Genomic DNA, 22,649 nt, shown 5'->3' on the forward strand with positions numbered 1-22,649 from the left:
AGGGAGAAAATCATGAAAATTGCTCTTTTTTTCATCGTTCAAGTAGTTTGGTTAAGGGTGTGAAAAAGGCCGCAGCCTGCTTTGGGAGCATTCTGCGACCGGATACATCGTATTTCCTGCTGCGGAAAAGGCGTCAGCCGTATTCGTTATTCCATTTCATGTCGTAGGTCGTTTTTAATTAAGCATAGGCCCGGATGTCGAAGTTGGCGATGGCCTGCCGTTCCTCGGCCGTGGCATCGCCCATGACGGCGCTCTCTCCGAAGTCCAGCTCTCCGAGCATCGCATGAACCTCCGCGTCACGGAGTTCTGCTCTGGCGGGGAGAGCCGGAAGCGGGAATCGGGCGCCGGCGGGCGCTTCGGGCTCCGAGAGTTCGCCGTCTTCGCCGATCGAGGGCCGCACGACAAGGGTGTTCCACCCCTGCATCGCGGACTTCTCTTCCGGAGCCGGGGCAAATATAGCGTCTCCGCCTGCCGGGGCGGTGCCGATGTCCGCTCCAGTCCGCTCCAGTCCGCACCGATAGGATTTTGACACGAGAATTTCAGGAGTTTGACGGGGTGCAGTACCGGCATTCGGCGTGTGAGGGACAGCGTTATGCCCGGTGTGTTTTTTCTTCGGGCCTTTCAGATTGTCGACGACATATGACGCGAGCCGCCCCCGGAAAAACAACTGATCCAAACATACGGCGCAGGCGGCAATAAGAATTATGCTGTTCATGGCAGAAAGAATTTAGACGATGTTATGGTAATTCTGTTCTTGATGTATGCAGTTGATCTCGTCGCGGAACATTTCGAGATGGTGCCGTAGGATATTATCTACATAAGATGTTGCGGTCAGTCGCTCGCCGCCGATTTTTTTCAGGACTTCAAGGATTTTCCGTTTCGTAGGGGCACTGACATAAAGCGAGGCGCGGAGGTCGTAATCCACCCGGACAAGAAATGTTTTTTTGTAGTCGGGCAATGTCATCGAACGTCGCCATCGTATGTCCGGTACGGGAACACACTCCGGCTTCACATCCTGCTTTTCGGATACGACCGTTTCGGAAGGCGGAGAATCGAGATTTGAAGAATCTTCAGGTGCAGCGACAACGGATACAAGTTCAGTTGTCTGAGGTTGTTCCATCGAGGGCCATCCATCGCTATTTTCCGTTTGCACGGCAGGCATTGCACAATCGTCAGGTTGCTCCGAAAAGTGTCCGGCTTTATTATGACCTCGTCGCTTCCCGAGGTGCAGCAGCCCTAAGATTGACAAAACGATAATGCCTGTGCCAAGAGCGAGTAATGAAATGTCGAGGACACCGGACTCGGATAAAAAGCTGTAAAGCATAATTAGAAATTTTTAAGTCATTGTTAAACAAGTTTTTCAAAATTCCGCTTACGATCGAGCCGGTTTATATCGTCACGGAAAGTTTCGATGTGGTGCTGTAGAATATTATCCACATATGATGTCGCGGATAATCGTTCACCTCCGATTCTTTTAAGTATCTCCAGAATCTTACGCTTCGTCGATGCATTGACATAAAGTGTGGCTCGGATGCCGTATTCCACAGGAGTGAGAAACATTCGTTCATAATCGGACAAGGGTGGTGTTCTCCGACGGCGTGGCTCTTGTGCTGCGGGCACAGACGGGGTTTCATCCGGAATCTTTTCTGTGTCGATCTCCGGAACAGAGGGCGGTTCGGCGGGAATTGCGTCCGTAGCGGTTCCGGATGGGATCTGTTCCGGAATTACCCGTGTGACCTTTGTAGTGATAGGTAACTGCCCTGCGATCACCTGTTTTACAAGACTTTCGTCTACTTCGATTTTGGGTTTCTTGGCCATTGTTATCGGATTTTGAGGAGTGTAAGAATTTCTTCTGTGAGGATTTCGAGTTGCGCCTCACACGCAAAGGTTCGCGCCGGAGCCAGAAGTGTCGAGCGGCCGACTCCTGTATTGTCCGCAAGCAGCTCCTTGTTGAACTTCGAGCGGTAAGGAATGTGAGTTGTCATAAGCGACAACCCGAGCTTGCGGATAACGGCCTCGTATCGATCGTAAAGCGGCGTTCGTTCACGACGGTCTATCATCGTCCAGAAAAGATAGACGCTTTGTAAAGTAAGGGTCGGATCTTGGGCAAGGTTAGTGGTGAGACTCCGGGCAAAGGAGAGCGTACTTTCCATGACGACCTTGTCGGCTTTCATGGGCACAAAGACAGCGTCCAGCGACGCGAGCAGCCGAATGACACCTTCGGCATTGACCGTTCCCGGCAAGTCGTAGAGAATGATACGGGGATGGTAGCCGCTTTGCAGCAGCCGCTCGACTTCTTCGGGGGCTTCAGGCGGCATACATTTCAGCACAGGCCAGAGCTTGCGGCCCGTCGCTTTGAATTGACGTACCAGCAACAGCTTGTGGTAATCGTCATGCTCGATGAGCGACAGTTCCCGCTCACGTTGCGCCTGAACGGACCATTGGGGATAGTCGCAGTCTACGACCAGCACGTCATAGCCTAATGTGTAGTGCAGATGACTGGCGAGTAACATCGTAAATGTCGATTTCCCGATGCCCCCTTTTTGATTGCAGATCGAAATGCTTGCTTGTTTCATTGCTTGTGTGTTTAAATGGTTGTTTGGGTAACTATGCGTCTGTCAAATCATTTATATATACTACCTTATATTTGGACGAATAATTGGATGATTATTCGGTCTGCCGCCCTTTCGTTCCTTTGCGCAGATACTCGGTTAAAGATTCGGGTATCCGTCTGAACCGATACTTATTTTGCGATTCGCGCAGTTGCCCGAATAATCAATCCTGCCGCAATATACAACAGGGTAAAACGCTTCGGTTCCGATGTCCGCTCCAGTCCGCTCCAGTCCGCTCCAGTCCGCTTCGATGGCTTTTTTTTGCCCCGAAACGGTTGTAATATTGCACCGGGAACAGACCCGGCTATGGAAACCGTAACGGAGGATTTTCAAAACTTCTCTCAAAGATTCTCCGGCGCGGATTTTTGTTGTCGCCAGACAACAGCGAGCTGTACCTTTGTATGCCGAAAAGTTTTTCGGCATACGAAAGGTGCTCGCTCTGCGAGGCTGGGTGGCGTTCCCGAGTCACGCCACTTAAACTACCAGACTGATGACAACCACGAAAAAGAGGATCGGACGCCCGACAACAACAGACCCCAGGGTCCACAGGTATAATTTCAAACTCACCACGGAAGAGAATATCCGCTTTAAGCAGATGCTTTGTAAGGCAGGATTGGAACATAACCGCAGCCGGTTTATCGTCAAACGCATCTTCGCCGAGGAGTTCGTTGTCGTCAAACGCGACCCTTCGAAGGTGCAGTTCATCGCCCGGCTGAACGACTTTTATTTCCAATTTCAAAAGCTCGGGAACAACTATAATCAGATTGTAAAGGCTATCAACGCCCACTTTTCCAACATCGCGATCCCGCATCAGATCGCTGCTTTGGAACAGCGAACGAGAGAATTAAAGGCTCTGAGTATCGAGATTCTCAACCTCGCAAAACAGACTAAGGAATGGTTGCGAATATAAGATCGGGTTCCTCGCCCGGCGGAGCGTTGTATTACAACAAGGAGAAAGTGGATAAGGATGAAGCCGAGGTTCTTTTCTGGCAGAAGATGTTGGAACCGTTCGACAAGCACGGGCGAATGGATGTCGACGCCTGCATGGATTGCTTTTGGCCGTACCTCGAAGCCAACCGCCGGACTACGAACACGGTCTTCCACGCCTCGCTGAACCCCTCGCCGGAAGACAGACTGACCGACGATCAGCTCCGGGACATCGCGCAGGAATACATGGAACGTATGGGTTACGGCAACCAGCCTTATATTGTTTTCAAACATAAGGATATCGACCGACAGCATCTTCATGTCGTATCGTTGCGCGTCGATGAGAACGGACATAAGCTGCCGCATGATTTCGAAGCAAGACGTTCGATGGAGATATTACGCGATCTGGAACGCAAATATAATCTGCATCCGAGCGTCAAGGGAGAGGAGCAAGCCGACAAGGTGGGATTGCATAAGGTAAACTACAGGGAAGGCAATGTCAAACAGCAGATCTCATCCATCGTGAGATCGTGCCTGCGAAATTACAAATGCTCATCGTATGGAGAATTCCGCACCCTGTTGGAGCTGTTTAACGTTTCTGTCGAAGAACGTACGGGAACTATCGACGGCAGAAATTATGCGGGTATTGTCTACGGCGCTCTGACCGACGACGGCTATGGCATCGGCACTCCGTTCAAATCGAGTCGTATCGGCAAAGATGTCGGTTATAAAGCCCTTCAAAAGTATTACGAGCGGTCGAAAAGTGCGCTGAAGCAGGACGGGACGCTCAACCGGCTGCGACAGACAGTCCGGGATGCTATGAGTCCGAACAATACACGGAACGAGTTTCGGCAGTTGCTCAAAGTGGAGAACATCGACGCGATCTTTCGCATCAACCCGATCGGCAGAATCTATGGCGTGACTTTCATTGACCATAACGACGGCATCGTCGCCAACGGATCGGTGCTGGGAAAAGAGTTTTCGGCCAATGTTTTCAATGAATTGTATCCGGCACCGAAACAGGCGCAACAGGTCGCAGAACAACACGTGGAACAGAAACATGAAGTGCAAAACCATGCCGCCAATCCTATTTCTGGCATTGTCGATACGGTATTGGATTTGGCCGACACGCGGGCTTACGAGGAACAGCAACGGCAGATGCAACAAAGGCGTAAAAAAAGACGACATCGTTCCTGATACGAAAAACGGGGTCTGATATGGATCAGATCCCGTTTCTCATTGTTCCCTGTCGGCTTTCCGTCGTGGCCTCCCCGTGCCACCGGCATCTTCTATTTCTCTGCCGGAATAAAAGTTATTGCCTGCCCGCCCCGTTCAGCCATCTCGATGCGTATGGTATCTCGTGCCGTCACCGCCCGCTTCCCGATCAGGTATGCCTCCGGATTGCGCCCCGCATCCGGAGCATCGGCATATATGGTCGCGGTATACGTCACTCCGGGTTCGAGGAAGTCGAGCTTCTGCACGAGCGTCCTTGCCTTCTCGTCCGTTCCTGCCCCGAGAAAGTATCTGTCTTTGGCCCGTCTTGCAACGACGATATAGTCGCCGATCTCTCCCTGCAATGCCTTCGACCAGTCGCAGTCTGCGTCGAAGTCGCGGAAGAACCGGAATGCGGGATGCCCTTCGTAGTTCTCGATCAGGTCTGCGGCCATCTGCAGGGGCGAGTATATGATCACCCAGTTTGCTATCTGCCGTGCCAGCGTGGTCTTTATGCAGCATTCCGCGTTGGGCCCGTTCCTCTCGATCCGTCCCTTGTCGGCCTTCGCCGTGGAATAGTCGATGTCGAAGATTCCCGGAGTGTAGTCCATCGGTCCGCTCAGCATCCTCACGAAGGGCAGCGTCGTGAGATACTCTGCCGAATTCCCTTCCGACCATGCGTTCCATTCCATGCCCCGCGCCCCTTCGCGTGTCATCATGTTGGGCCACGTGCGTCGTATCCCCGTCTCCTTTATCGGCTTGTGTACGTCGAGCATGATCCGGTATTTCGCCGCCGTTTCCACGACCCGCTGATAGTGCTGCACTCCATACTGCGAATGATGGAGGTAACCGCCTTTGAATCCCCCTGCATATCCCGTTTTGAGCGTGTGAACCCCCAGTTCGGCATACCTCCTCATCGCTGCTTCCATGACGGCTTCGTACTCAGAATATTTCCTCCCGTTTCATTGTGCATCCACAGTTGCACGCCCTTTTCACGGGCATAGGCGGCTATTCGCTCCAGATCGAAATCCGCATAGGGTTCGAGGTAGTCGAACTGCTGGTTTCCGCCCCAGTTCTCCCATCCTTTGTTCCAGCCCTCGAACAACACTCCTTGTATGCCGTTTTCCGCAGCAAAGTCGATGTGCCGGATGGCATTCCGTGTCGTTGCTCCGTGTCGCGGCCCCATCGTCCATACCTGCGTTCCGAGGTGCATTCCCCACCATACCCCGACATACTTCTGCGGCACGATCCATGAGGTATCCTCGATCTTCGAAGGTTCGTTCAGGTTGAGCACCAGCGACGAGTTTATCAGGCCTACGGCCCTGTCTGCTATCTGTATCGTGCGCCAGGGCGTCGTGAAGCGTCCCGGAATGTACGCCTTCACGCCGTCGGGCAGGGGCGCGAGGGCGGCTTTCAGCACCCCCGCACTGTCGCGCCTCAATACCATCTCGGGCCAGTCGTACAGGGCCGCCTCGTGCACGGCTCCGAATATTCCGTCCCCAGTGCGGAACGTGAAGGGCGTGTTTGCATCCGTAATCCGTGCGACGGGCTGCTCGCGGTACTGAAGTTCATAGGTCTCGAAATTGCCGGGTATGGACCACGACATCGTATGACCCTCATCTGCGAACCGGAACTCCGTCAGTTCGTCCGTCACGGCCAGCGAATCGGGCTGCGCCAGTTCGTAGCGAAATGCTATTCCGTCGTCGAATGCGCGGAAGCGGAGCGTGAAGGCCATGCTTTTATCCGACTTCCGCACTGCGACGGACATTTCGTTGTAACGGTTGCGGTGCCGTTTGTTCTCGCCCCAAGGGGCTGTCCACAGCTTGTCGTGGGAGGAGTGCCATACGCCTGTTATCGTCGCTCCCTGCAGCGAGGTTCCGCATGCCGCGAGTCCCATCGCCGAGGGCAGTATCAGGGGCTTGTCGTCGACCGTGACGGCATAGGTCACGCCCGCCTCTGCATCGGCTTCGACAGATACGGCGATGCGCCCGTCAGGGGAGGTTACGAAGGGCTGCTGCGGAGAGCATGCTGCAAACAATGCACAGGCGAAGGCCATGAAGGCAGCATGTGGATTCGGAATCTTCATGGGAAGGCTATTTTTCGGATTCCATCTCGAAGCGCACCTTCGCACCTTCCAGAAGTGTGGAATAGCTAAGGAACGGCCTTTCCGATACTTTTCCGTCGATAGCCATTTTACCGACATAACGGTTCTCGGAGCTGTTCTCCGGAGCGTCGATCTCGATCGTATTGCCGTTTTCGAGGTGAATGACGGCCTTGCGGAACAGCGGCGATCCGACTGCGTATTCGTCCGCGCCGGGACACACGGGATAGAACCCTAAGGCCGAAAATACGTACCACGCCGAGGTTTGTCCGTTGTCCTCGTCGCCGCAGTAACCGTCGGGCTTGGCCGAGTAGAGGCGATCCATGACCTCACGAACCCACCACTGCGCCTTACGGGGTTGCCCGGCGTAGTCGTAGAGGTAGATCATGTGCTGCGCGGGCTGGTTTCCGTGGGCGTAGTTGCCCATGTCGGCCACCTGCATTTCGGTAATTTCGTGGATGCGGAACCCGTAGTAGCTGTCGTCGTAGACGGGCGGCACGACGAAGACCGAGTCGAGCATCCGCGTGAATCCTTTGTGTCCTCCCATCAGGTCGATCAGTCCCTCGACATCGTGGAACACCGACCATGTGTAGTGCCACGCGTTTCCCTCGGTGAAGGCGTCGCCCCACTTGTAGGGGCTGAAGGGCGTCTGGAACGTCCCGTCGGCATTGCGGCCCCGCATCAGGCGCGTTTCGGGATCGAAGAGGTTTTTATAGTTCTGCGAAGCCTTTTCCAGCATCGCAGCGTCGTTCGTTTTTCCCAGTTTTTTCGCCACCTGCGCGATGCACCAGTCGTCGTAGGCGTATTCGAGCGTTCGTGCGACATTCTCGTTGATACCCACATCGTAGGGGATGTATCCCAGTGTGTTGTAGTATTCGTGTCCGAGGCGCCCCGTGGAGCTCACCGTGGGGTGTACCTTCCGGCGTCCTGCGAGCATCGCCTCGTAGAGCGTCGCAATGTCTTCCTCGGGGGTGACACCTTTCAGGATGGCATCCGAAACGACCGACGCCGAGTTGTTTCCGACCATGCACCCACGGTGTCCGGGCGAAGCCCATTCGGGCAGAAATCCGCTCTCGCGGTAAGCGTTTGCCAGCCCGGCCTGAATTTTGGCATTGACCGACGGATAGACCAGATTGAGCAGCGGAAACAGACTGCGGAAGGTGTCCCAGAATCCCGTGTCGGTATACATGTATCCCGGCAGTACCTCACCGTTGTAGGGGCTGTAATGCAGGATATTGCCGTTCTTGTCGATCTCGTAGAACTTGCGCGGGAACAAGGTCGAACGGTAGAGGCACGAATAGAACGTGCGGTACTGGTCCGTCGTGCCTCCCTCGACTTCAATACGTCCGAGCACCTCGTCCCAGTGTGCTTGCGCCTTGGCCTTCACGGTTTCGAAATCGTCCTTTCCCAGCTCTTCGAGGTTCTGCACGGCCTGCATCTGCGATATGAACGATGAGGCTGCGCGCACCGTTACCTGCTCTCCGCGCCGGGTTTCGAAACCTACCCGCACGAGGGCGTGTTCGCCGACTAACTGTTCGCCTTCGACGGGCTTTGTTCTGTCGTAAATCTGGAACTCCCTGATTTTCCGGTCGAAGCGCACTACGAACCAGTTTCGGAAGTTCTCGGGTACTCCTCCGCTGTTGCGCGTGGTGTATCCCACGACAGTCCGTTTGTCGTGCATGACCCTGATGTACGATCCGCGGTCGAAAGCGTCGATCACCACGCCCGACTCGTCCGATTCGGGGAACGTGAAACGCATGATCGCAGCCCGCTCGGTCGGGGCGATCTCGGCCTTGATGTCGTGGTCGGCGAGGTATACCGAATAATAGTAGGGGCGTGCCTCCTCCGACTGGTGCGAGAACCAGCTCTGACGGCTCTCTTCATCGACCTTGTCGCGTCCGCGTACAGGCATGATGGAGAACTGCCCGTAGTCGTTGATCCACGGCGAGGGCTGGTGGATTTGCTTCAGGCCCCGGATGGTGTGGGCGCCGTAGGTGTAGGCCCATCCGTCGCCCATCTTGCCCGTCTGGGGCGTCCAGAAGTTCATACCCCACGGCAGGGCTACGGCCGGGTAGGTGTTGCCCGCCGAGAGCGTGAAGTCGGAGTGCGTGCCTACGAGCGTCGAGACGTATTCCGAAGGCCGCGCCGAAGGTTCGTCGCAGGAGGTTGCCGCGGTGCGCCCCGTGCGGCTTCCGCAGCTGCCGCACAGAACGGCGGCAAGTAACAGCAAAGAAACAGGTTTTATCATTGTTATTTGGTTTTTTCCGGTCAGTCAATGGAATTAAGTAAGTCGACCTTGTTTTCGTTTACGAGTTTTAATATGAGTTCCCCGAAGAGCGTGTTCTGCCAGGCGAACCACGGGCGGGTGAAATTCGCAGCATCGTGGCGCGAGAAGGATTCATGCATGAAGCCCGTCCCGGCATCGGTGGTCATCAGGGCGACGATGCAATCGCGGATCTCGGCGTCGTCCTCCGACGTGAAGGCCCGCATCATGATGCTCATGGGCCAGATCATCTCCACCCCGATATGGGGGCCGCCGATGCCCTCGCCGGCGGAGCCTCTCCAAAAGTAGGGGTTCTCTTCGCTCCACACGAACCGGCGCGTGTTTTCGTAAATCGGGTCCGTGCGCTCCACGTCGCCCAGATAGGGCATGGCCAAGAGCGACGGCACATTGGCGTCGTCCATAAGCTGCGCGCTGCCGAAACCGTCGACCTCGAAGGCGTAGATTTTTCCGAACTCCGGATGCTCCACGACAGCGTATTGCTGCAATGCCCCAGCCACCTCGTCGGCCAGCGCCGTGCACTCGGCGGCAAGCTCCCGCTCGCCGTTCACCGCCGTCAGGATCTCGGCGGCCTTGCGCAGCGACGTGACGGCCATGAAGTTCGACGGCACGAGGAATCCGAAGGTCGTGGCGTCGTCCGAAGGGCGGAACGCCGAGACGATCAGCCCCACGGGTTTCACGGGGTTGCCGCGCCCCACATGGCAGCGGGTGTCCAGCTGACGGTCCGTTGTGCGCAGGAAGGTGTAATCGCCCGGACCCTCCTTCATCTGCTGTTCGCGCAGCGTCTTCACGATGTTGCGCATCGCCGAGGTCCACTCCCCGTCGAAGACCGACGTGTCGCCCGTGGTTTTCCAGTAATGGTGCGCAAGGCGCAGAGGATAGCAATGGGAATCGATCTCCCATTTGCGCTCGAAAACCCAGGGACTTTGATCGTTGCCCGGATAGCCGACATCCTCGCCGTCACCCGTAGGGCCGACGTTGAAGGCATTAGCGTAAGGATCGATATTGATGAGTTTGAATTGCCGGCGGATCACCCCCGCGATCATCTTCTGCAACGCCGGGTCCTCCTTACACAACTGCACGTAGGGCCACACCTGCGCCCCCGAGTCGCGCAGCCACATGGCCGGAATGTCGCCCGTGTAGACGTAGGTATCGGGATTGCCCGCCTCGTCCTCGCCGTAGTGTACGGTGGTGTCGAGCGTGTTGGGGAAGCAGTTGGCGAACATCCACCGCAGGCGTTCGTTGGTCAGAAGACCGCACACGCGGGCGATCTCCCCCTCTACCGCTTCCGACTTAAAAAGCCGCTGCTCCTCCGCGGGCCGCTGGTCGGCGTACGCCTCCGGTTCGTCGGGGCAGTACCACACCTTCTCTTCGGCCCCCATCTCGAAGCGCAGTTCCCCGCCCTTCATCACGTCGGCATGACCGATCCAAGGCTTTGTGTAGGGTTGGCCATTGAGCCACACCCGCTGGATATATTTGTTCGCAGCGGAGTTGTTCTCGGCGACAATCGTGAAGGTCCCGCCCGGGACGGTGATTTCGACCCTGTCGAACAGGGGCGATCCGAACCAGTATCTTCCGCCCGCAGGCTCGGCCTCGTACATGCCCAGCGACGAGAGGACGTACCAGGCCGACATCTGACCCACGTCCTCGTTGCCCGAAAGGCCGTCCGGAGCGGCGTGGTAGAGCGTCGTGAGCACCTCGCGAACCTTGTCGGCCGTTTTCCACGGCTGGCCCAGCATCGTATAAAGGTACAAAATATGGTGGCTCGGTTCGTTGCCGTGGGCGTACTGGCCAATCAGGCCCGAAATGTCGGGCGATGTCTCGCCGCCCTCGACCACGGAGCTTACCGTGAACAGCGAGTCCAGTTTTTCGAGCATCCGCGCCCGGCTGCCGAAGCATCCGACAAGACCTGCGACATCATGCGGAGCCAGCCACGTATACTGCCAGGCGTTGCCCTCGCAGTAATCGTCGGCGCGGTGCGTCGAGGCGAACGCATTGAAGGGCGTCCTCCAGCCTTTTTTCAAATCCCGGCCCCGCATAAATCCCGTCTGCGGGTCGAAATAGTTGCGGTAGCTATGGCTGCGTTCCTCGAAATACTTCGCATCCTCCGCCTTGCCCAGCGCTTCGGCGGCACGCGCCGCCGCGCCGTCGGCCAAAGCGTACTCCATGTCATAGGCCACGGCCTCGTTGAACATCTCGCACGGGATGTAGCCGTACTCCATGCGCAGGCCGTTGCCCCGGTCGGGGTTCATGGCCGTCTTACGGATCGCCTCGAAGGCCTTTTCGCGGTCGAAGCCCCCGATGCCCTTCACGATGGCGTCCGCCACCGCTACGATGCCCGGGTTGCCCACCATGCAGTCGGTCTCATTACCCCACAGGTGCCATACCGGGAGCCGTCCCTGCTCGTCGGCGATGTGCAGCATCGTCTGGATGATGTCGGGCATCCGCTCCGGGTGCAGGACGGTCATCAGCGGCATCGCGGCCCGGTAAGTGTCCCACAGCGAAAAGGTCGTATAGGTATCGCGCCCCGGATTCTCATGCACCTTGCCGTCGGCTCCGCGGTAATCGCCGTTCACATCGCAGAAGAGCGACGGAGCCACCATCGTATGATACAGCGCCGTATAGAAGATGCGCTTCGACGTTTCATCCTCCGTCTCGATCTTCACCTTCGACAGTTCATCGTTCCACGCCTTGTCGGCAGCGGCCGCCGTAGCGTCGAAATCCCATCCGGGGAGTTCCGCCGCAAGGTTTGCCTTCGCGCCTTCGATACTTACGGGCGAAAGGGCCACTTTCACGAGCACCTGTTCGCCCTCCGCCGTGTCGAAGTCCACACGTGCATAACGGGCCGCGATCCGGGGCATTTTGGAATCGTCTATCTCGCCCGGCTGCAGGTAGGAAATCCCCTTCGCGGGTTTTGAAAACTCGGCCACGAAGTAGACCTCCTGATTTTTGGCCCACCCCGTCGAGCAGCGCCATCCGGCGATGCGCGTGCTGTCGTCCGAGAAGCGGAAGCCCGTATCGGTGGCCTTGTCCCAGCAGCCGCCGTTCTCCAGATCGAAGACCACGGCTGCGGCGTCCGACGCCGGGAACGTGTAGCGGTGCAGACCCACGCGCTCCGTGGCCGTCAGCTCGGCCGTAATGCCGTAGCGCACAAGCGGAACCGAGTAATAACCGGGTTTCGTGATCTCCCGCGTACGGTCGGCGTAAGACCACAGGCCCGAGGCCGGGTCATTCTCCTCGCCGCGGGCATAGGTCACTTCACCCACGACGGGCATGACGGTAATGTCGAACAGGTCGCCGATGCCCGTGCCCGAAAGGTGCGTGTGCGAAAAGCCGATAACGGTCGAATCGCTCGCGTGGTAGCCCGAGCACCAGTCCCACGTCTGCGGAATGCTCGTCGGCCCCACCTGCACCAGGCCGAAGGGGACGTTGGCACCCACGAAGACGTGTCCGTGGCCCCCCGTGCCGATCTTCGGATCGACATGGCGCGTGTAATTCTCCTCCGCGGCAGGCTGCGTGCACGCGCCCAGCAGGGCCGCGGCGAATAAGAATCCCGTAAGTTTCATCTATTTTCCAGTTTGAAGTTCAAAAGTAAGTTTTCCGCCCTTGAGCAATTCATCGTGCAGGATACGATAATTTTTCAACGGTTTATCGCCAAGCGTCATCCGGTCGATATACCCTTCGCCGCGTTTTTCGATCACCAGCGTTCCCCGCTCCGTGTCGATCTCCACACGGTCGAACGTCGGGGACGTCAGCGTGTAGTATGGTTCGCCCGGGCAGTCGGGGTAGAGGCCCAGCATCGTGAAGACAGCCCACGCAGACATCGTCCCCGTGTCGTCGTTGCCCGGGATGCCGTCGGGGGCGGTGGTAAAGTATCGCTCCAACAGCCGCCGGGTTTCCCGCTGCGTGCGCCACTCCTCGCCCCGGAAGCGGCTGAAAAGATACGCATAGGCGATGTCGGGTTCGTTCGCAGGGTCGTAAAGTCCCTCGTCGAAGACCATTTGCAGTTTGTCGATGAATTTGCGTCGCCCGCCCATCATCTTTGCAAGCCCCTCCACGTCGTGCGGAACGTAGAACGTATAGTTCCACGCACTCCCCTCGTGGAAGCCCGGAGCCGCCGTGAAGTTCTCGCCCGCCTTCGGGTCAAAGGGGCTTAAAAAAGTTCCGTCGGGATGGAGCGGACGCAAAGTCCCGCTTTCCGGGCTGTAATAACGCTTATAGCCCAACGAGCGGGCGCGGAACAGACGCGCGTCGTCCCCGTGTCCGAGCGAGTCGGCCAGCAGCGACAGCGCAGCGTCGGCCATGTAGTACTCCAGCGCGTGCGAGACGGAGGTGTCGCCCGCAAGGTCCTTGGCGTAGAACCCCAGCGGGATATAGCCTTTCTCGATATAGGGGTCGATGTCGGGCCGCATGCGGTTCTGCGCACCGGGCGTCGTGGCCGACTTGCGCATCGCCTCGTAGGCCTTGGCGACATCGAAATCCCGAAGGCCCTTCATCCAGCTGTCGACGATCACCGGGATCGCAGGGTCTCCCTCCATCGTGAAGGTCTCGCGGCCGTAAAGCTCCCATTTCGGAAGCCAACCCCACTCCTCGTACATCCCCGTCATCGAGCGCAGCATCTCCCGCTGACGATCCGGGTAGACAAGCGTCAGCAGCTGGTGCAGGTTCCGGCAGGTGTCCCACAGCGAGAAGACCGTATAACGTTCGCCATCCGTCACGCCCGTCTCGCCCGAACGTTCCATCAGCGGATATTCGCCGTTCACGTCGCTCACGAGGTTCGGGTGCAGCAGCGCATGGTACAACGCCGTGTAGAACACCCTCTGCTGCTGCTCGGCGCCGCCCTCGACCCGGATTCTGCCCAGAGCCTCGTTCCAGCCCTTGCGGGCCTGTTCCCGGATGGCGTCGAACGGCGCGTCCGCAGCCTGCTCGGCATCGAGGTTTTTACGCGCGTTCTCCGTAGAGACATACGAGATGCCCATGCGCACCTCCACCTGCTCGCCCGCCGCAAGGCCGTCGAAGGAGAACCAGTAGCCCACGTCGTCGCCCGAAAGCTCGCGCCCGTACTCCGTATAGAGTTTATACCTCCCGTTGTCCGGCGTCCACTCCGCCTCCACTCCCGTCATCTTCCGTTGCTTCTTCCAATAGCCGCCGGCACTCGGAGTCTTCGAAACGCGCAGCACGAAGTACACCGGGAAAACCTTCTGCGCATTGTAGCAGAACGTCCCCAGCAACTTCGTACCCTCGATCTCCGTGGCGCTCACCCGGCGAACCATCGCGCCGCTCTCGTTCGTAAGCCCCTCGCCCAGATTTAACAGAATATGCCCTGTGCCTTCCGGAAAGGTGTACCTCTCGGCCGAGCTACGCGCCGTGGCCGTGGCTTCGGCAAGGACGCCGTACTTGTCCAGAAAGACCGAGTAATAGCCCGGAGAGGCCTTTTCGTCCCTGTACGACGTGCCGTACTCCCGGTAATCCACCGTCAGAGGGCCCGTCGTGGCCATCGTCAGCAGCGCGCCCAGCTCGGGGCACCCCACGCCGCTCAAGGCGCCGTGCGCGAAGCCCGTGAAGAATTTGTTGTGGTATTCGTAGGGCGTGGACCACCAGCGGGCGTCCTTGTCGTAGACGTTCTCCTCCGACCCCATGACGTTGAACGGAACCACCGACATCATCCCGTGCGGCGTGACCGCACCGGGGTTCGCGGTCCCGAAGTTCGTAGTCCCGATGAACGGATCCACACACTCCGCAGGCTCTTGTGCCCGTGCTCCCAGACACAGCGTCAGAACCGCAAGCAGCGCAAGGCTTCTCATAGGATGTTGTTTTTCTTCGTGAAGTCGATAATTTCAGGGATATAGCCGAACGCAAGGCCCGTGACGGTGTCGGCGCATCCGTAATAGACGGCGATCCGGCCCGTTTCGGGGTCATGGAGCGACGCGCAGGGGAATGTGACGTTCGGAACGTCGCCCGTCAGCTCGTAAATCTCGCGCGGCGATATCAGGTACGGGCCGCTGCGGGCGATCGTCTTCCACGGCTGGTCGAGGTCGAGCAGCGCCGAACCGAACGCATAGACATAACCGTTGCACGAGCGCAGCACGCCGTGGTAGAGCAGCAGCCAGCCCTCGCTCGTCTCGATGGGCACGGGACCCGCACCGATCTTCATGCACTGCCATGCCGACACCTCGAAAGCCGCCGGAGACATCACATGCCGGTGGCGGCCCCAGAACTCCATGTCGGGACTCTCCGAATAGAAGATGTCCCCGAAAGCCGTATGCCCGTTGTCGCTCGGACGCGACAGCATGGCGAAACGGCCGTTGATCTTGCGGGGGAACAGAACCCCGTTGCGGTTGAAGGGGATGAAGGCGTTTTCCAGCTGGTGGAACGTCTCAAAATCGTCCGTCCATGCGATGCCGATCGTCGGGCCGTGGTAGCCGTTGCACCACGTGACGTAATATTTGTCGTCGATCTTCGCAACACGCGGGTCGTAGCCGTAAACCCACTCGGCGATTTCGGGATCGGCGCCCACGAGTTTGAAATCCTCCTCGCAGATATCCCACTTGATGCCGTCCACCGAGAAAGCGGCGTGGATGCGCATGCGGCGGTTGGTGTCGTCGCAGCGGAAAACGCCCGCATAGTTATACTTGCCTTTCTTGAAGGGAATGACCGCCGAGTTGAAAATGCTGTTCGACGTCGAAAGCGCGTCGCGCGGGATGATCGGATTGGCCGAATAGCGCCACATCACTTCTTTGGAGCCTGCGGGACGATCCTCCCACGGCATATCCGGCATGGCCGGGCCTACGATTTTCAGGTTATTCATAATTATTTGTCATTTGGTTTGTCGTCATAGGTAAAGGGTACGAACCACGTCACCAAAAATGCCGGAACCGTGGCCAACATAACTGCGAGGAAGAACATGCCGTAACCCAAGGCATCGCTCAGGTAACCCGAAACGGCGCCCGTGAGCATCACCGAAAGGTTCATGATACCCGAAGCGAAGGCGTAGTGCGCCATCTGGTGACGCCCCGGGGCAACCTGCTGCATCATAAACAGCGTAAGGCCCACGAATCCGAACCCGTAGCCGAAGTATTCCAGCACGATGCCCCCGCCCACGATCCACATCGACTGAGGCTGCAGCCATGCCAGCAGCGCATAGACCGCGAACGGGATATTAAAGATACAGCATAATATGAAAAGAGTGCGTCGCAGGCCCCGGTGTGCGATATAGTAGCCCGCCAGCAGCGAACCCAAAAGAAAAGCCCCGGCACCGAATGTCCCGTAGTAAAGGCCGATCTGCTGGTTCGTGAGGCCCAGACCGCCCGAAGCCGTATCGGCTTTGAGGAACAACGGCACGATCTTCATCACGAAGCCCTCGCCCAGACGATAGAGGATGATGAATCCGAGGTAGTACCAGATATGCTTTTTCTGGAAGAAGGCCCCGACGACCTCTTTCAGGCCCGAAAGGCCATCCCGCAGCGAATGCCGTTCGGCAGCGCCGCCCCCGGCGGGAAGCGCCCGGACATGGTAGACGCCCAGCAGGACGAGCAGGCCGCAAAGAATGGCAAGCACCACCGTCCACGAACGTACGTAGGCGTCGAATGTTGCTGCACCCACGGCGCTGAAGCCTTCGTAGAGAAAACCTGCGAACCACACCAGGCCGCCCGTGGCGACCAGTTTCGCAAGGTTGTAGAACGCACCCTGCCAGCCGATATACTTCGCCTGATCCTGCGTCGTGAGTTCCGACATGTAGACGCCGTCGGCCGCGATGTCGTGCGTGGCGCCGCTGAACGCAACGACGGCAAAGACGGCGATCGTAACGGCGAAGAACGACGGTAGGTGAAGCGACAGAGCAGCAAGGCCGAACAATATGCCGCTTAGGAGCTGCGTCGTGACGACGAAGAATTTTTTGGTACGGAAAATTTCCAAGAAGGGGCTCCACAGGAATTTGATCGTCCACGGCCACATGATAAGCGATGTCCAGAACGCGATTTGTGCGTCCGAGATCCCCAGATCCTTGAACAGAACCGCAGAGACCATGTTCAGAACCACAAACGGAAGGCCCATCGCAAAGTACAAACTCGGAACCCAACGGAGAGGAGAAAGCGATTGTCGGGAGTTTTGAGTAAGTTGATTCATTTTGTATACTATATATTAGATCCGACAAAACAATGCCATCTAATATATAGTTCCACAACTCAATAAGATTCCCTCTCCTAAAGCTCTTTTTTTGATTTTTTCTTAAAATTAGAAACGAGAAAAATTTGACCCAAGAACAGATCAGCCGATTATATTTCAGAATATACTATCAATAGCAATAAGAGCAAATAATCCTTCAAAGACAAGCGTAATTTCATTGCCGCCTGTTGTAATTCCCTATCTACTTTTTTGAGGTTGATGCATAGCATGTCAGCAATCTCTTTGTAACTTTTTCCCTCCAGTTTATGAGCTATGAATACCTGTTTGGTCAATTCCGGCATTTGTTCCAGTTGTTTGCGGCATATCTCGATGATTTCCCGCTGGAATAATTCGTTCGGATTGCAACTTTCGATCGTGCGGGTATAAAAATCCATCACTCCGCGCTCCTTCATCAGGATTTTCTCATACACGGCTTTCCCCGTATATCTATCCCGACGATATTTCAGACAGCGTTTTTTTACGACACCGAAAAGATAGGCCTCTATGCTCGTAAACTGTACAGTTTCCCGGTTCTCCCAAATTGTCATGAAACTGTCATGGACAATATCTTCTGCCGTATTTGCATCATGTACAAGGCTATATGCCACAGCATATAGTTTTCGCTGGTATAGGCGAAATAACTTGTCGAACGACTGCTGGGTCAGTATGATAGTATCCGGTTTCATTCCAAGAACAAAGATAAGAAAAAATTAAAAAGATTATAATGCAAAAAAAATATTTACCCATATAATTGACCTGCAACAGGTTAATTTAATAAAAAAAATTATTTGCAAAAAAACGCATTTTAGAGGAGGGAATCTTATTGAGTTGTGGAACTATATAAATAGATGCGATATTATGACAGAATGGAAAAAAAGGTTACAGATGCAATGTTATTCCGTTTCTTCGCAGAGCAAACGACTTTGGAAGAAACCGATATGATTTCGGCTTGGCTGAACGAAGATCCGGAAAAGAATCAGAAAGTTCTCGATAAAGCATATAATTTGTATGTATTGGGCATAATGTGTGCACCTAATCCGGAGGCGGGTATAAATAATTCACGCTCTTTCCTACGTTTCGGATGGCCGAAAGTGCTGCGTTATGCCGGAGTTGCTGCCGCCATTTTACTGCTCGGAATTGCTGTCGACCATGTGCTTTTGAGTCAACGCATGAACCGGTGGTTACAACAGCAAACGACTGTCGAGGTTCCGGCAGGGCAGCATATTCGCCTAACGTTGGGGGATGGCTCCATCGTGGAACTTAATGCGCAGAGCCGCATCGTTTATCCTGCGATTTTCCCAAAAGGGGAGCGGCGTGTCCAGTTGAGTGGAGAGGCCATATTCAATGTCGCCCATAACTCTGAATGCCCGTTCATCGTGGAAACTTTTGCCTGTGATGTAGAAGTATTGGGTACGCATTTCGATGTAATCGCCAACCAAGCGGAGAATCGTTTTTCAACAGCTCTGTTTAGCGGCCGGGTTGCCGTGACGAATAAAAAAAACGGAGAATCCGTCATTCTGCAGCCCAACGATATCGTCAATCTTCGAGATGGAGGGTTTCAAATCCAAGAACTTGAAGATAAAGACGATTATCTGTGGATGGATGGTATTATTTCAGTGTACGGAATGCCGTTTGAGCAGCTGATGAGCAAGTTGGAGCGTAGTTATAACGTGAAGATAGAGATTCGGCGCGAAACCATGCCCGTCGTAAAATACAAAAGTTTGAAAATCCGTGTTTCGGACGGTATAGACCACGCTTTGCATATGCTACAACTCGCCTCGGATTTCACCTTTGAACACGATGCTGTTACCGATGTAATCATCATTAAATAGTCCATCCAATTATTAACTTATCTCAAATTCTTTAGATGCCTATGATGTAAACCACGAACTATCAACTCTGAACATTTGCTTCCTGATATGAAAAACCGATGAGTGGGCGAACACTCACCGGCGTATAGTTCAATCAGGAATATTAACCAATTCCCAACCATTGAACCAAACTTGACAAATGTATGAATAAAAAGATTATTCAGCAAATCTGCCTGTCTTTTCTTTTAGTTCTTACGCTCGTCTGTATCCCTGTTACTGGGGTGCAGGCACAGACGCAGAAGGTTTCCATCAAGATGGAAAACGTGCGTATGAAGCAGGTAATGAATGAGATTGAAAGACAGACAAAATTTCTTTTCGGAATCAATGATGATGTAGATGTTAACAGGCTCGTTACGGTAAATGTGACGAACCAATCCTTGCAAGCAGCCCTCGACCAAATGGTCAAAGGGACGGACATCACCTATCAGATCAGTAGTTCCAACATCATTCTCTCAAAAAAACAGGCAAAGCTCCCTGTTGACATTTCCGGAACTATCCGCGATATCAATGGCTCCCCGATCGTCGGAGCGACCATTGTTATCCGGGGCACCTCAATCGGCATCAGCAGCGGTTCCGATGGCTCTTTCTCGCTTCAGATACCCCCCCCCGCTGCCTCCCGGCAATTGGAAGTCAGCTATTTGGGCTATGAGACTCTGGTGGTCGATGTGGGTAACCGTACTGCTTTCGACCTTACGCTTCAGGAGTCGTCCGCCGAGATCGAACAGGTCGTGGTCACTGCTCTTGGTATTAAGCGTTCGGAAAAGGCCGTAGCCTACAATGTTCAGCAGATCAAGGCCGAAGACATCACAACCGTCAAGGATGCCAACTTCATCAACTCGTTGACGGGTAAAGTGGCCGGTGTCACGATCAACGCCTCATCGTCAGGTGTCGGCGGTGCCTCGAAGGTCGTACTGCGCGGCAACAAGTCCATTTCGCAGTCTTCGAACGCCCTTTACGTTATCGACGGCATTCCGATGTACAACTTCGGTGGTGGTGGCGGTACGGAGTTCGATTCGCGCGGTGCTACGGAATCCATCGCAGACCTCAACCCCGAGGATATTGAGTCGATGTCGGTGCTGACGGGTGCTGCCGCGGCCGCGCTCTACGGTTCGGAAGCCGCGAACGGCGCTGTGATGATTACGACGAAAAAAGGCCAAGCCGGGACTCTGAAAGCTACGTTTTCGAGTAATATCGAATTTCTCGCACCTTTCATCCAACCGGAATTTCAGAATCGCTACGGTACGGGTTTGAACGGCCAGCGCAGCGGCTCGAGCATTTACAGTTGGGGCGAGAAATTACGCCCTGAAGCCCGTTACGGTTATACTCCGGACGATTATTTCGAGACGGGACACGTTTATACGAATGCTGTTACGGTTTCTGGCGGTACGGACAAGAACCAGACCTATTTTTCGGCTGCTTCGGTCAATTCGGACGGCATTATCCCCAATAACGAATACGACCGTTACAACTTCACGTTCCGCAATACTTCGTACTTTCTGAAAGACCGGCTCAAGCTCGATGCGAGCGCCAGCTACATCTATCAGAAAGACCAGAACATGACCAATCAGGGAGTCTATTCGAACCCGCTGGTTCCGGCCTACCTGTTCCCGCGGGGTGAGAATTTCGACCTTTACCGTCGCTTCGAGCGTTACAACGAAGGGACGAAACTCATGGAGCAATTCTGGAGTGCGGATATGGAAGGCGGTGATTTGCGCATGCAGAATCCCTACTGGATCAACTACCGCAACCTGCGCAATACGGACAAGAAGCGTTATATGCTGTCGTTCTCGGCCAGCTACGACATTCTTCCGTGGCTTAATGTTGCCGGACGTGTCCGCATTGATAATTCGAATTCGCTCTACACGCAAAAACTCTATGCCTCGTCGAACACCACGATTACGGAAGGCGGCAAAAACGGCCACTATACCGAAGCCCGTGCTTACGACACGCAGACCTACGCCGATCTGATGGTAAACATTAACAAGACTTTCGGCGAGGATTGGTCTCTGAACGCGAATATCGGCGCCTCGATCAACAATATCAAGACCGATGAGTTGTCATACCGTGGGCCGATTCAGGAGAACGGACTTCCCAACATATTCAATGTTTTCGATCTGGATGACACGAAAAAACGTGCCGAAAAGGTCGGCTGGCACGACCAGACGCAGTCGATTTTCGCCTCGGTCGAAGTAGGTTGGAAACAGATGCTTTACCTCACGGTGACGGGGCGTAACGACTGGGCTTCGCAACTGGCCAATTCGCCCGAGTCGTCGTTCTTCTATCCGTCAGTAGGCCTGTCTTGGGTGCCTTCTTCGACATGGGATCTGGGCAAGACGTTCAGCTATCTGAAGATCCGCGGTTCGATCGCCTCGGTAGGTATGCCGTTCCCGCGTCACCTGACGGTTCCGACCTACGAATACGACGCCACGAACAAGGTGTGGAAAGACAAGACGCACTATCCCATCGGCGACCTGAAACCCGAGCGCACCATCACCTACGAGGTGGGTCTGGATGCCCGTCTGTGGCAACACATCAATCTTTCGGCTTCGTGGTACCGGGCCGATACGAAAAATCAGACCTTCGACCCGTCGCTGCCGCCCTCGTCGTCCTATACGACCATCTACCTGCAAACCGGCCATGTCCGCAATACGGGTGTCGAACTCTCGCTCGGGTACGATAACCAATGGCGTGACTTTCGCTGGACGACGAACTTCACTTATTCGTGGAACAAGAACGAAATCCGCGAACTTGCGGCTAATGCCGTAAACCCCGTGACGGGCGAATCTCTGAATCTCACCAAGCTCGACATCAAGGGATTAGGCAAGGCGAAATATATTCTTAAAGAAGGCGGTACGTTGGGAGACCTTTATACGACGTCCAATCTGCGGTATAATGAAAACGGCTATGTCGAAGTGGACAATGCCGGTAACTTACAGGTTACCGATGAGGGTGAGGATATCTATTTAGGTTCGGTGTTCCCGGATGCCAATCTCGCATGGCGTAACGATTTCAGTTGGAAGGGCATCAATCTCGGCGTGCTGTTCACAGCCCGTCTGGGCGGTGTCTGCTACTCCGCGACGCAGGCCAATTTGGATCTGTACGGCGTTTCGGAGGCTTCGGCCGCTGCACGTGATGCCGGCGGCGTGCTGATTAACGGCCGTGAGATGGTTGATGCGCAGAAGTGGTACCAAGCCATCGGCTCGCAGTCCGGTCTGCCGCAATATTATCTCTATTCGGCGACGAACGTCCGTTTGCAAGAGCTTTCGCTGGGTTACACCCTGCCGACAAAATGGTTCCGCGACAAGATGCGCATGACCGTCTCGTTCGTAGGGCGTAACCTGTGGATGATCTACTGCAAGGCGCCGTTCGACCCCGAAGCCGTCGCCTCGACGGGACTGAACTATCAGGGCATCGACTATTTCATGATGCCTTCGATGCGCAGTCTCGGTTTCAATGTCAAATTCCAATTCTAAAGCGCAGAA

The 22,649-nt window shown here is 55.4% G+C and carries 14 protein-coding genes and 1 pseudogene; 4 read left to right on the top strand and 11 right to left on the bottom strand.

Going from position 1 to position 22,649, the window contains the following annotated elements; translation table 11 throughout:
• Window positions 1-178: 178 nt before the first annotated feature.
• From DW189_RS13490 to DW189_RS13505, 4 genes are all read right to left on the bottom strand, one after another.
• Window positions 179-532: a hypothetical protein gene (locus tag DW189_RS13490; RefSeq protein WP_244076510.1), complete on the bottom strand. Its 354-nt coding sequence runs from the start codon at window positions 530-532 to the stop codon at window positions 179-181.
• A gap of 195 nt (window positions 533-727) precedes the next feature.
• Window positions 728-1,324, bottom strand: coding sequence for a DUF3408 domain-containing protein (locus tag DW189_RS13495; protein WP_019151215.1), 597 nt, complete (start codon window positions 1,322-1,324; stop codon window positions 728-730).
• 23 nt (window positions 1,325-1,347) lie between these two features.
• Entirely contained in the window at window positions 1,348-1,818 is a 471-nt protein-coding gene (locus tag DW189_RS13500) for a DUF3408 domain-containing protein (RefSeq protein ID WP_014774760.1), read from the bottom strand.
• A gap of 2 nt (window positions 1,819-1,820) precedes the next feature.
• On the bottom strand, window positions 1,821-2,576 hold the full coding sequence (locus DW189_RS13505) for a ParA family protein (RefSeq protein ID WP_009596771.1): 756 nt from the start codon (window positions 2,574-2,576) through the stop codon (window positions 1,821-1,823).
• Between the two features lie 526 nt (window positions 2,577-3,102).
• Between DW189_RS13505 and DW189_RS13510 the strand changes: the two genes are divergently transcribed.
• Together DW189_RS13510 and mobB are read left to right on the top strand one after the other, a co-directional pair.
• The gene (locus DW189_RS13510) at window positions 3,103-3,522 is read left to right on the top strand and encodes a mobilization protein (RefSeq protein ID WP_117508539.1); all 420 of its coding nucleotides are present in this window, start codon (window positions 3,103-3,105) and stop codon (window positions 3,520-3,522) included.
• Window positions 3,507-4,736: a conjugal transfer protein MobB gene (gene mobB / locus DW189_RS13515; RefSeq protein WP_117508540.1), complete on the top strand. Its 1,230-nt coding sequence runs from the start codon at window positions 3,507-3,509 to the stop codon at window positions 4,734-4,736. The genes DW189_RS13510 and mobB overlap by 16 nt, the downstream gene beginning before the upstream one ends.
• A gap of 92 nt (window positions 4,737-4,828) precedes the next feature.
• Here mobB and DW189_RS13520 read toward each other — a convergent pair.
• The 7 genes and pseudogenes from DW189_RS13520 to DW189_RS13550 all read right to left on the bottom strand — a co-directional run bounded on the left by DW189_RS13520 (window position 4,829) and on the right by DW189_RS13550 (window position 17,982).
• Window positions 4,829-6,837 (bottom strand): annotated as a pseudogene (locus DW189_RS13520) (glycoside hydrolase family 97 protein).
• Between the two features lie 7 nt (window positions 6,838-6,844).
• On the bottom strand, window positions 6,845-9,100 hold the full coding sequence (locus DW189_RS13525) for a GH92 family glycosyl hydrolase (protein ID WP_117508541.1): 2,256 nt from the start codon (window positions 9,098-9,100) through the stop codon (window positions 6,845-6,847).
• Window positions 9,101-9,120: 20 nt separating this feature from the next.
• The gene (locus DW189_RS13530) at window positions 9,121-12,699 is read right to left on the bottom strand and encodes a GH92 family glycosyl hydrolase (RefSeq protein ID WP_117508542.1); all 3,579 of its coding nucleotides are present in this window, start codon (window positions 12,697-12,699) and stop codon (window positions 9,121-9,123) included.
• The gene (locus DW189_RS13535) at window positions 12,700-14,937 is read right to left on the bottom strand and encodes a GH92 family glycosyl hydrolase (protein WP_117508543.1); all 2,238 of its coding nucleotides are present in this window, start codon (window positions 14,935-14,937) and stop codon (window positions 12,700-12,702) included.
• On the bottom strand, window positions 14,934-15,941 hold the full coding sequence (locus DW189_RS13540; RefSeq protein ID WP_009597303.1) for a glycoside hydrolase family 130 protein: 1,008 nt from the start codon (window positions 15,939-15,941) through the stop codon (window positions 14,934-14,936). Before DW189_RS13540 ends, DW189_RS13535 begins: the two co-directional genes overlap by 4 nt.
• 2 nt (window positions 15,942-15,943) lie before the next feature.
• Window positions 15,944-17,185 carry an MFS transporter gene (locus DW189_RS13545; RefSeq protein ID WP_015547178.1) on the bottom strand — a complete coding sequence of 414 codons (1,242 nt, stop codon included), beginning with the start codon at window positions 17,183-17,185 and terminating at the stop codon, window positions 15,944-15,946.
• Between the two features lie 221 nt (window positions 17,186-17,406).
• Window positions 17,407-17,982, bottom strand: a complete 576-nt coding sequence (locus DW189_RS13550) for an RNA polymerase sigma-70 factor (RefSeq protein ID WP_009597316.1) — start codon at window positions 17,980-17,982, stop codon at window positions 17,407-17,409.
• A 180-nt stretch (window positions 17,983-18,162) separates the two neighbouring features.
• Here DW189_RS13550 and DW189_RS13555 point away from each other — a divergent pair, with 180 nt between their 5' ends.
• Both DW189_RS13555 and DW189_RS13560 read left to right on the top strand, forming a co-directional pair.
• Window positions 18,163-19,128: a FecR family protein gene (locus DW189_RS13555; RefSeq protein ID WP_009597307.1), complete on the top strand. Its 966-nt coding sequence runs from the start codon at window positions 18,163-18,165 to the stop codon at window positions 19,126-19,128.
• Window positions 19,129-19,310: 182 nt separating this feature from the next.
• On the top strand, window positions 19,311-22,640 hold the full coding sequence (locus DW189_RS13560) for a TonB-dependent receptor (RefSeq protein WP_117508544.1): 3,330 nt from the start codon (window positions 19,311-19,313) through the stop codon (window positions 22,638-22,640).
• Window positions 22,641-22,649 lie beyond the last annotated feature (9 nt).

Origin of the sequence: Alistipes sp. AM16-43, assembly GCF_003435745.1 — a bacterium.
Classification (GTDB): Bacteria; Bacteroidota; Bacteroidia; order Bacteroidales; family Rikenellaceae; genus Alistipes; species Alistipes onderdonkii.

Coding starts and splice junctions, on each gene's coding strand:
- DW189_RS13495 (WP_019151215.1), bottom strand. CDS start 1,324: ATGCTTTACAGCTTTTTATCCGAGTCCGGTGTCCTCGACATTTCATTA.
- DW189_RS13500 (WP_014774760.1), bottom strand. CDS start 1,818: ATGGCCAAGAAACCCAAAATCGAAGTAGACGAAAGTCTTGTAAAACAG.
- DW189_RS13505 (WP_009596771.1), bottom strand. CDS start 2,576: ATGAAACAAGCAAGCATTTCGATCTGCAATCAAAAAGGGGGCATCGGG.
- DW189_RS13510 (WP_117508539.1), top strand. CDS start 3,103: ATGACAACCACGAAAAAGAGGATCGGACGCCCGACAACAACAGACCCC.
- mobB (WP_117508540.1), top strand. CDS start 3,507: ATGGTTGCGAATATAAGATCGGGTTCCTCGCCCGGCGGAGCGTTGTAT.
- DW189_RS13525 (WP_117508541.1), bottom strand. CDS start 9,100: ATGATAAAACCTGTTTCTTTGCTGTTACTTGCCGCCGTTCTGTGCGGC.
- DW189_RS13530 (WP_117508542.1), bottom strand. CDS start 12,699: ATGAAACTTACGGGATTCTTATTCGCCGCGGCCCTGCTGGGCGCGTGC.
- DW189_RS13535 (WP_117508543.1), bottom strand. CDS start 14,937: ATGAGAAGCCTTGCGCTGCTTGCGGTTCTGACGCTGTGTCTGGGAGCA.
- DW189_RS13540 (WP_009597303.1), bottom strand. CDS start 15,941: ATGAATAACCTGAAAATCGTAGGCCCGGCCATGCCGGATATGCCGTGG.
- DW189_RS13545 (WP_015547178.1), bottom strand. CDS start 17,185: ATGGGCCTTCCGTTTGTGGTTCTGAACATGGTCTCTGCGGTTCTGTTC.
- DW189_RS13550 (WP_009597316.1), bottom strand. CDS start 17,982: ATGAAACCGGATACTATCATACTGACCCAGCAGTCGTTCGACAAGTTA.
- DW189_RS13555 (WP_009597307.1), top strand. CDS start 18,163: ATGGAAAAAAAGGTTACAGATGCAATGTTATTCCGTTTCTTCGCAGAG.
- DW189_RS13560 (WP_117508544.1), top strand. CDS start 19,311: ATGAATAAAAAGATTATTCAGCAAATCTGCCTGTCTTTTCTTTTAGTT.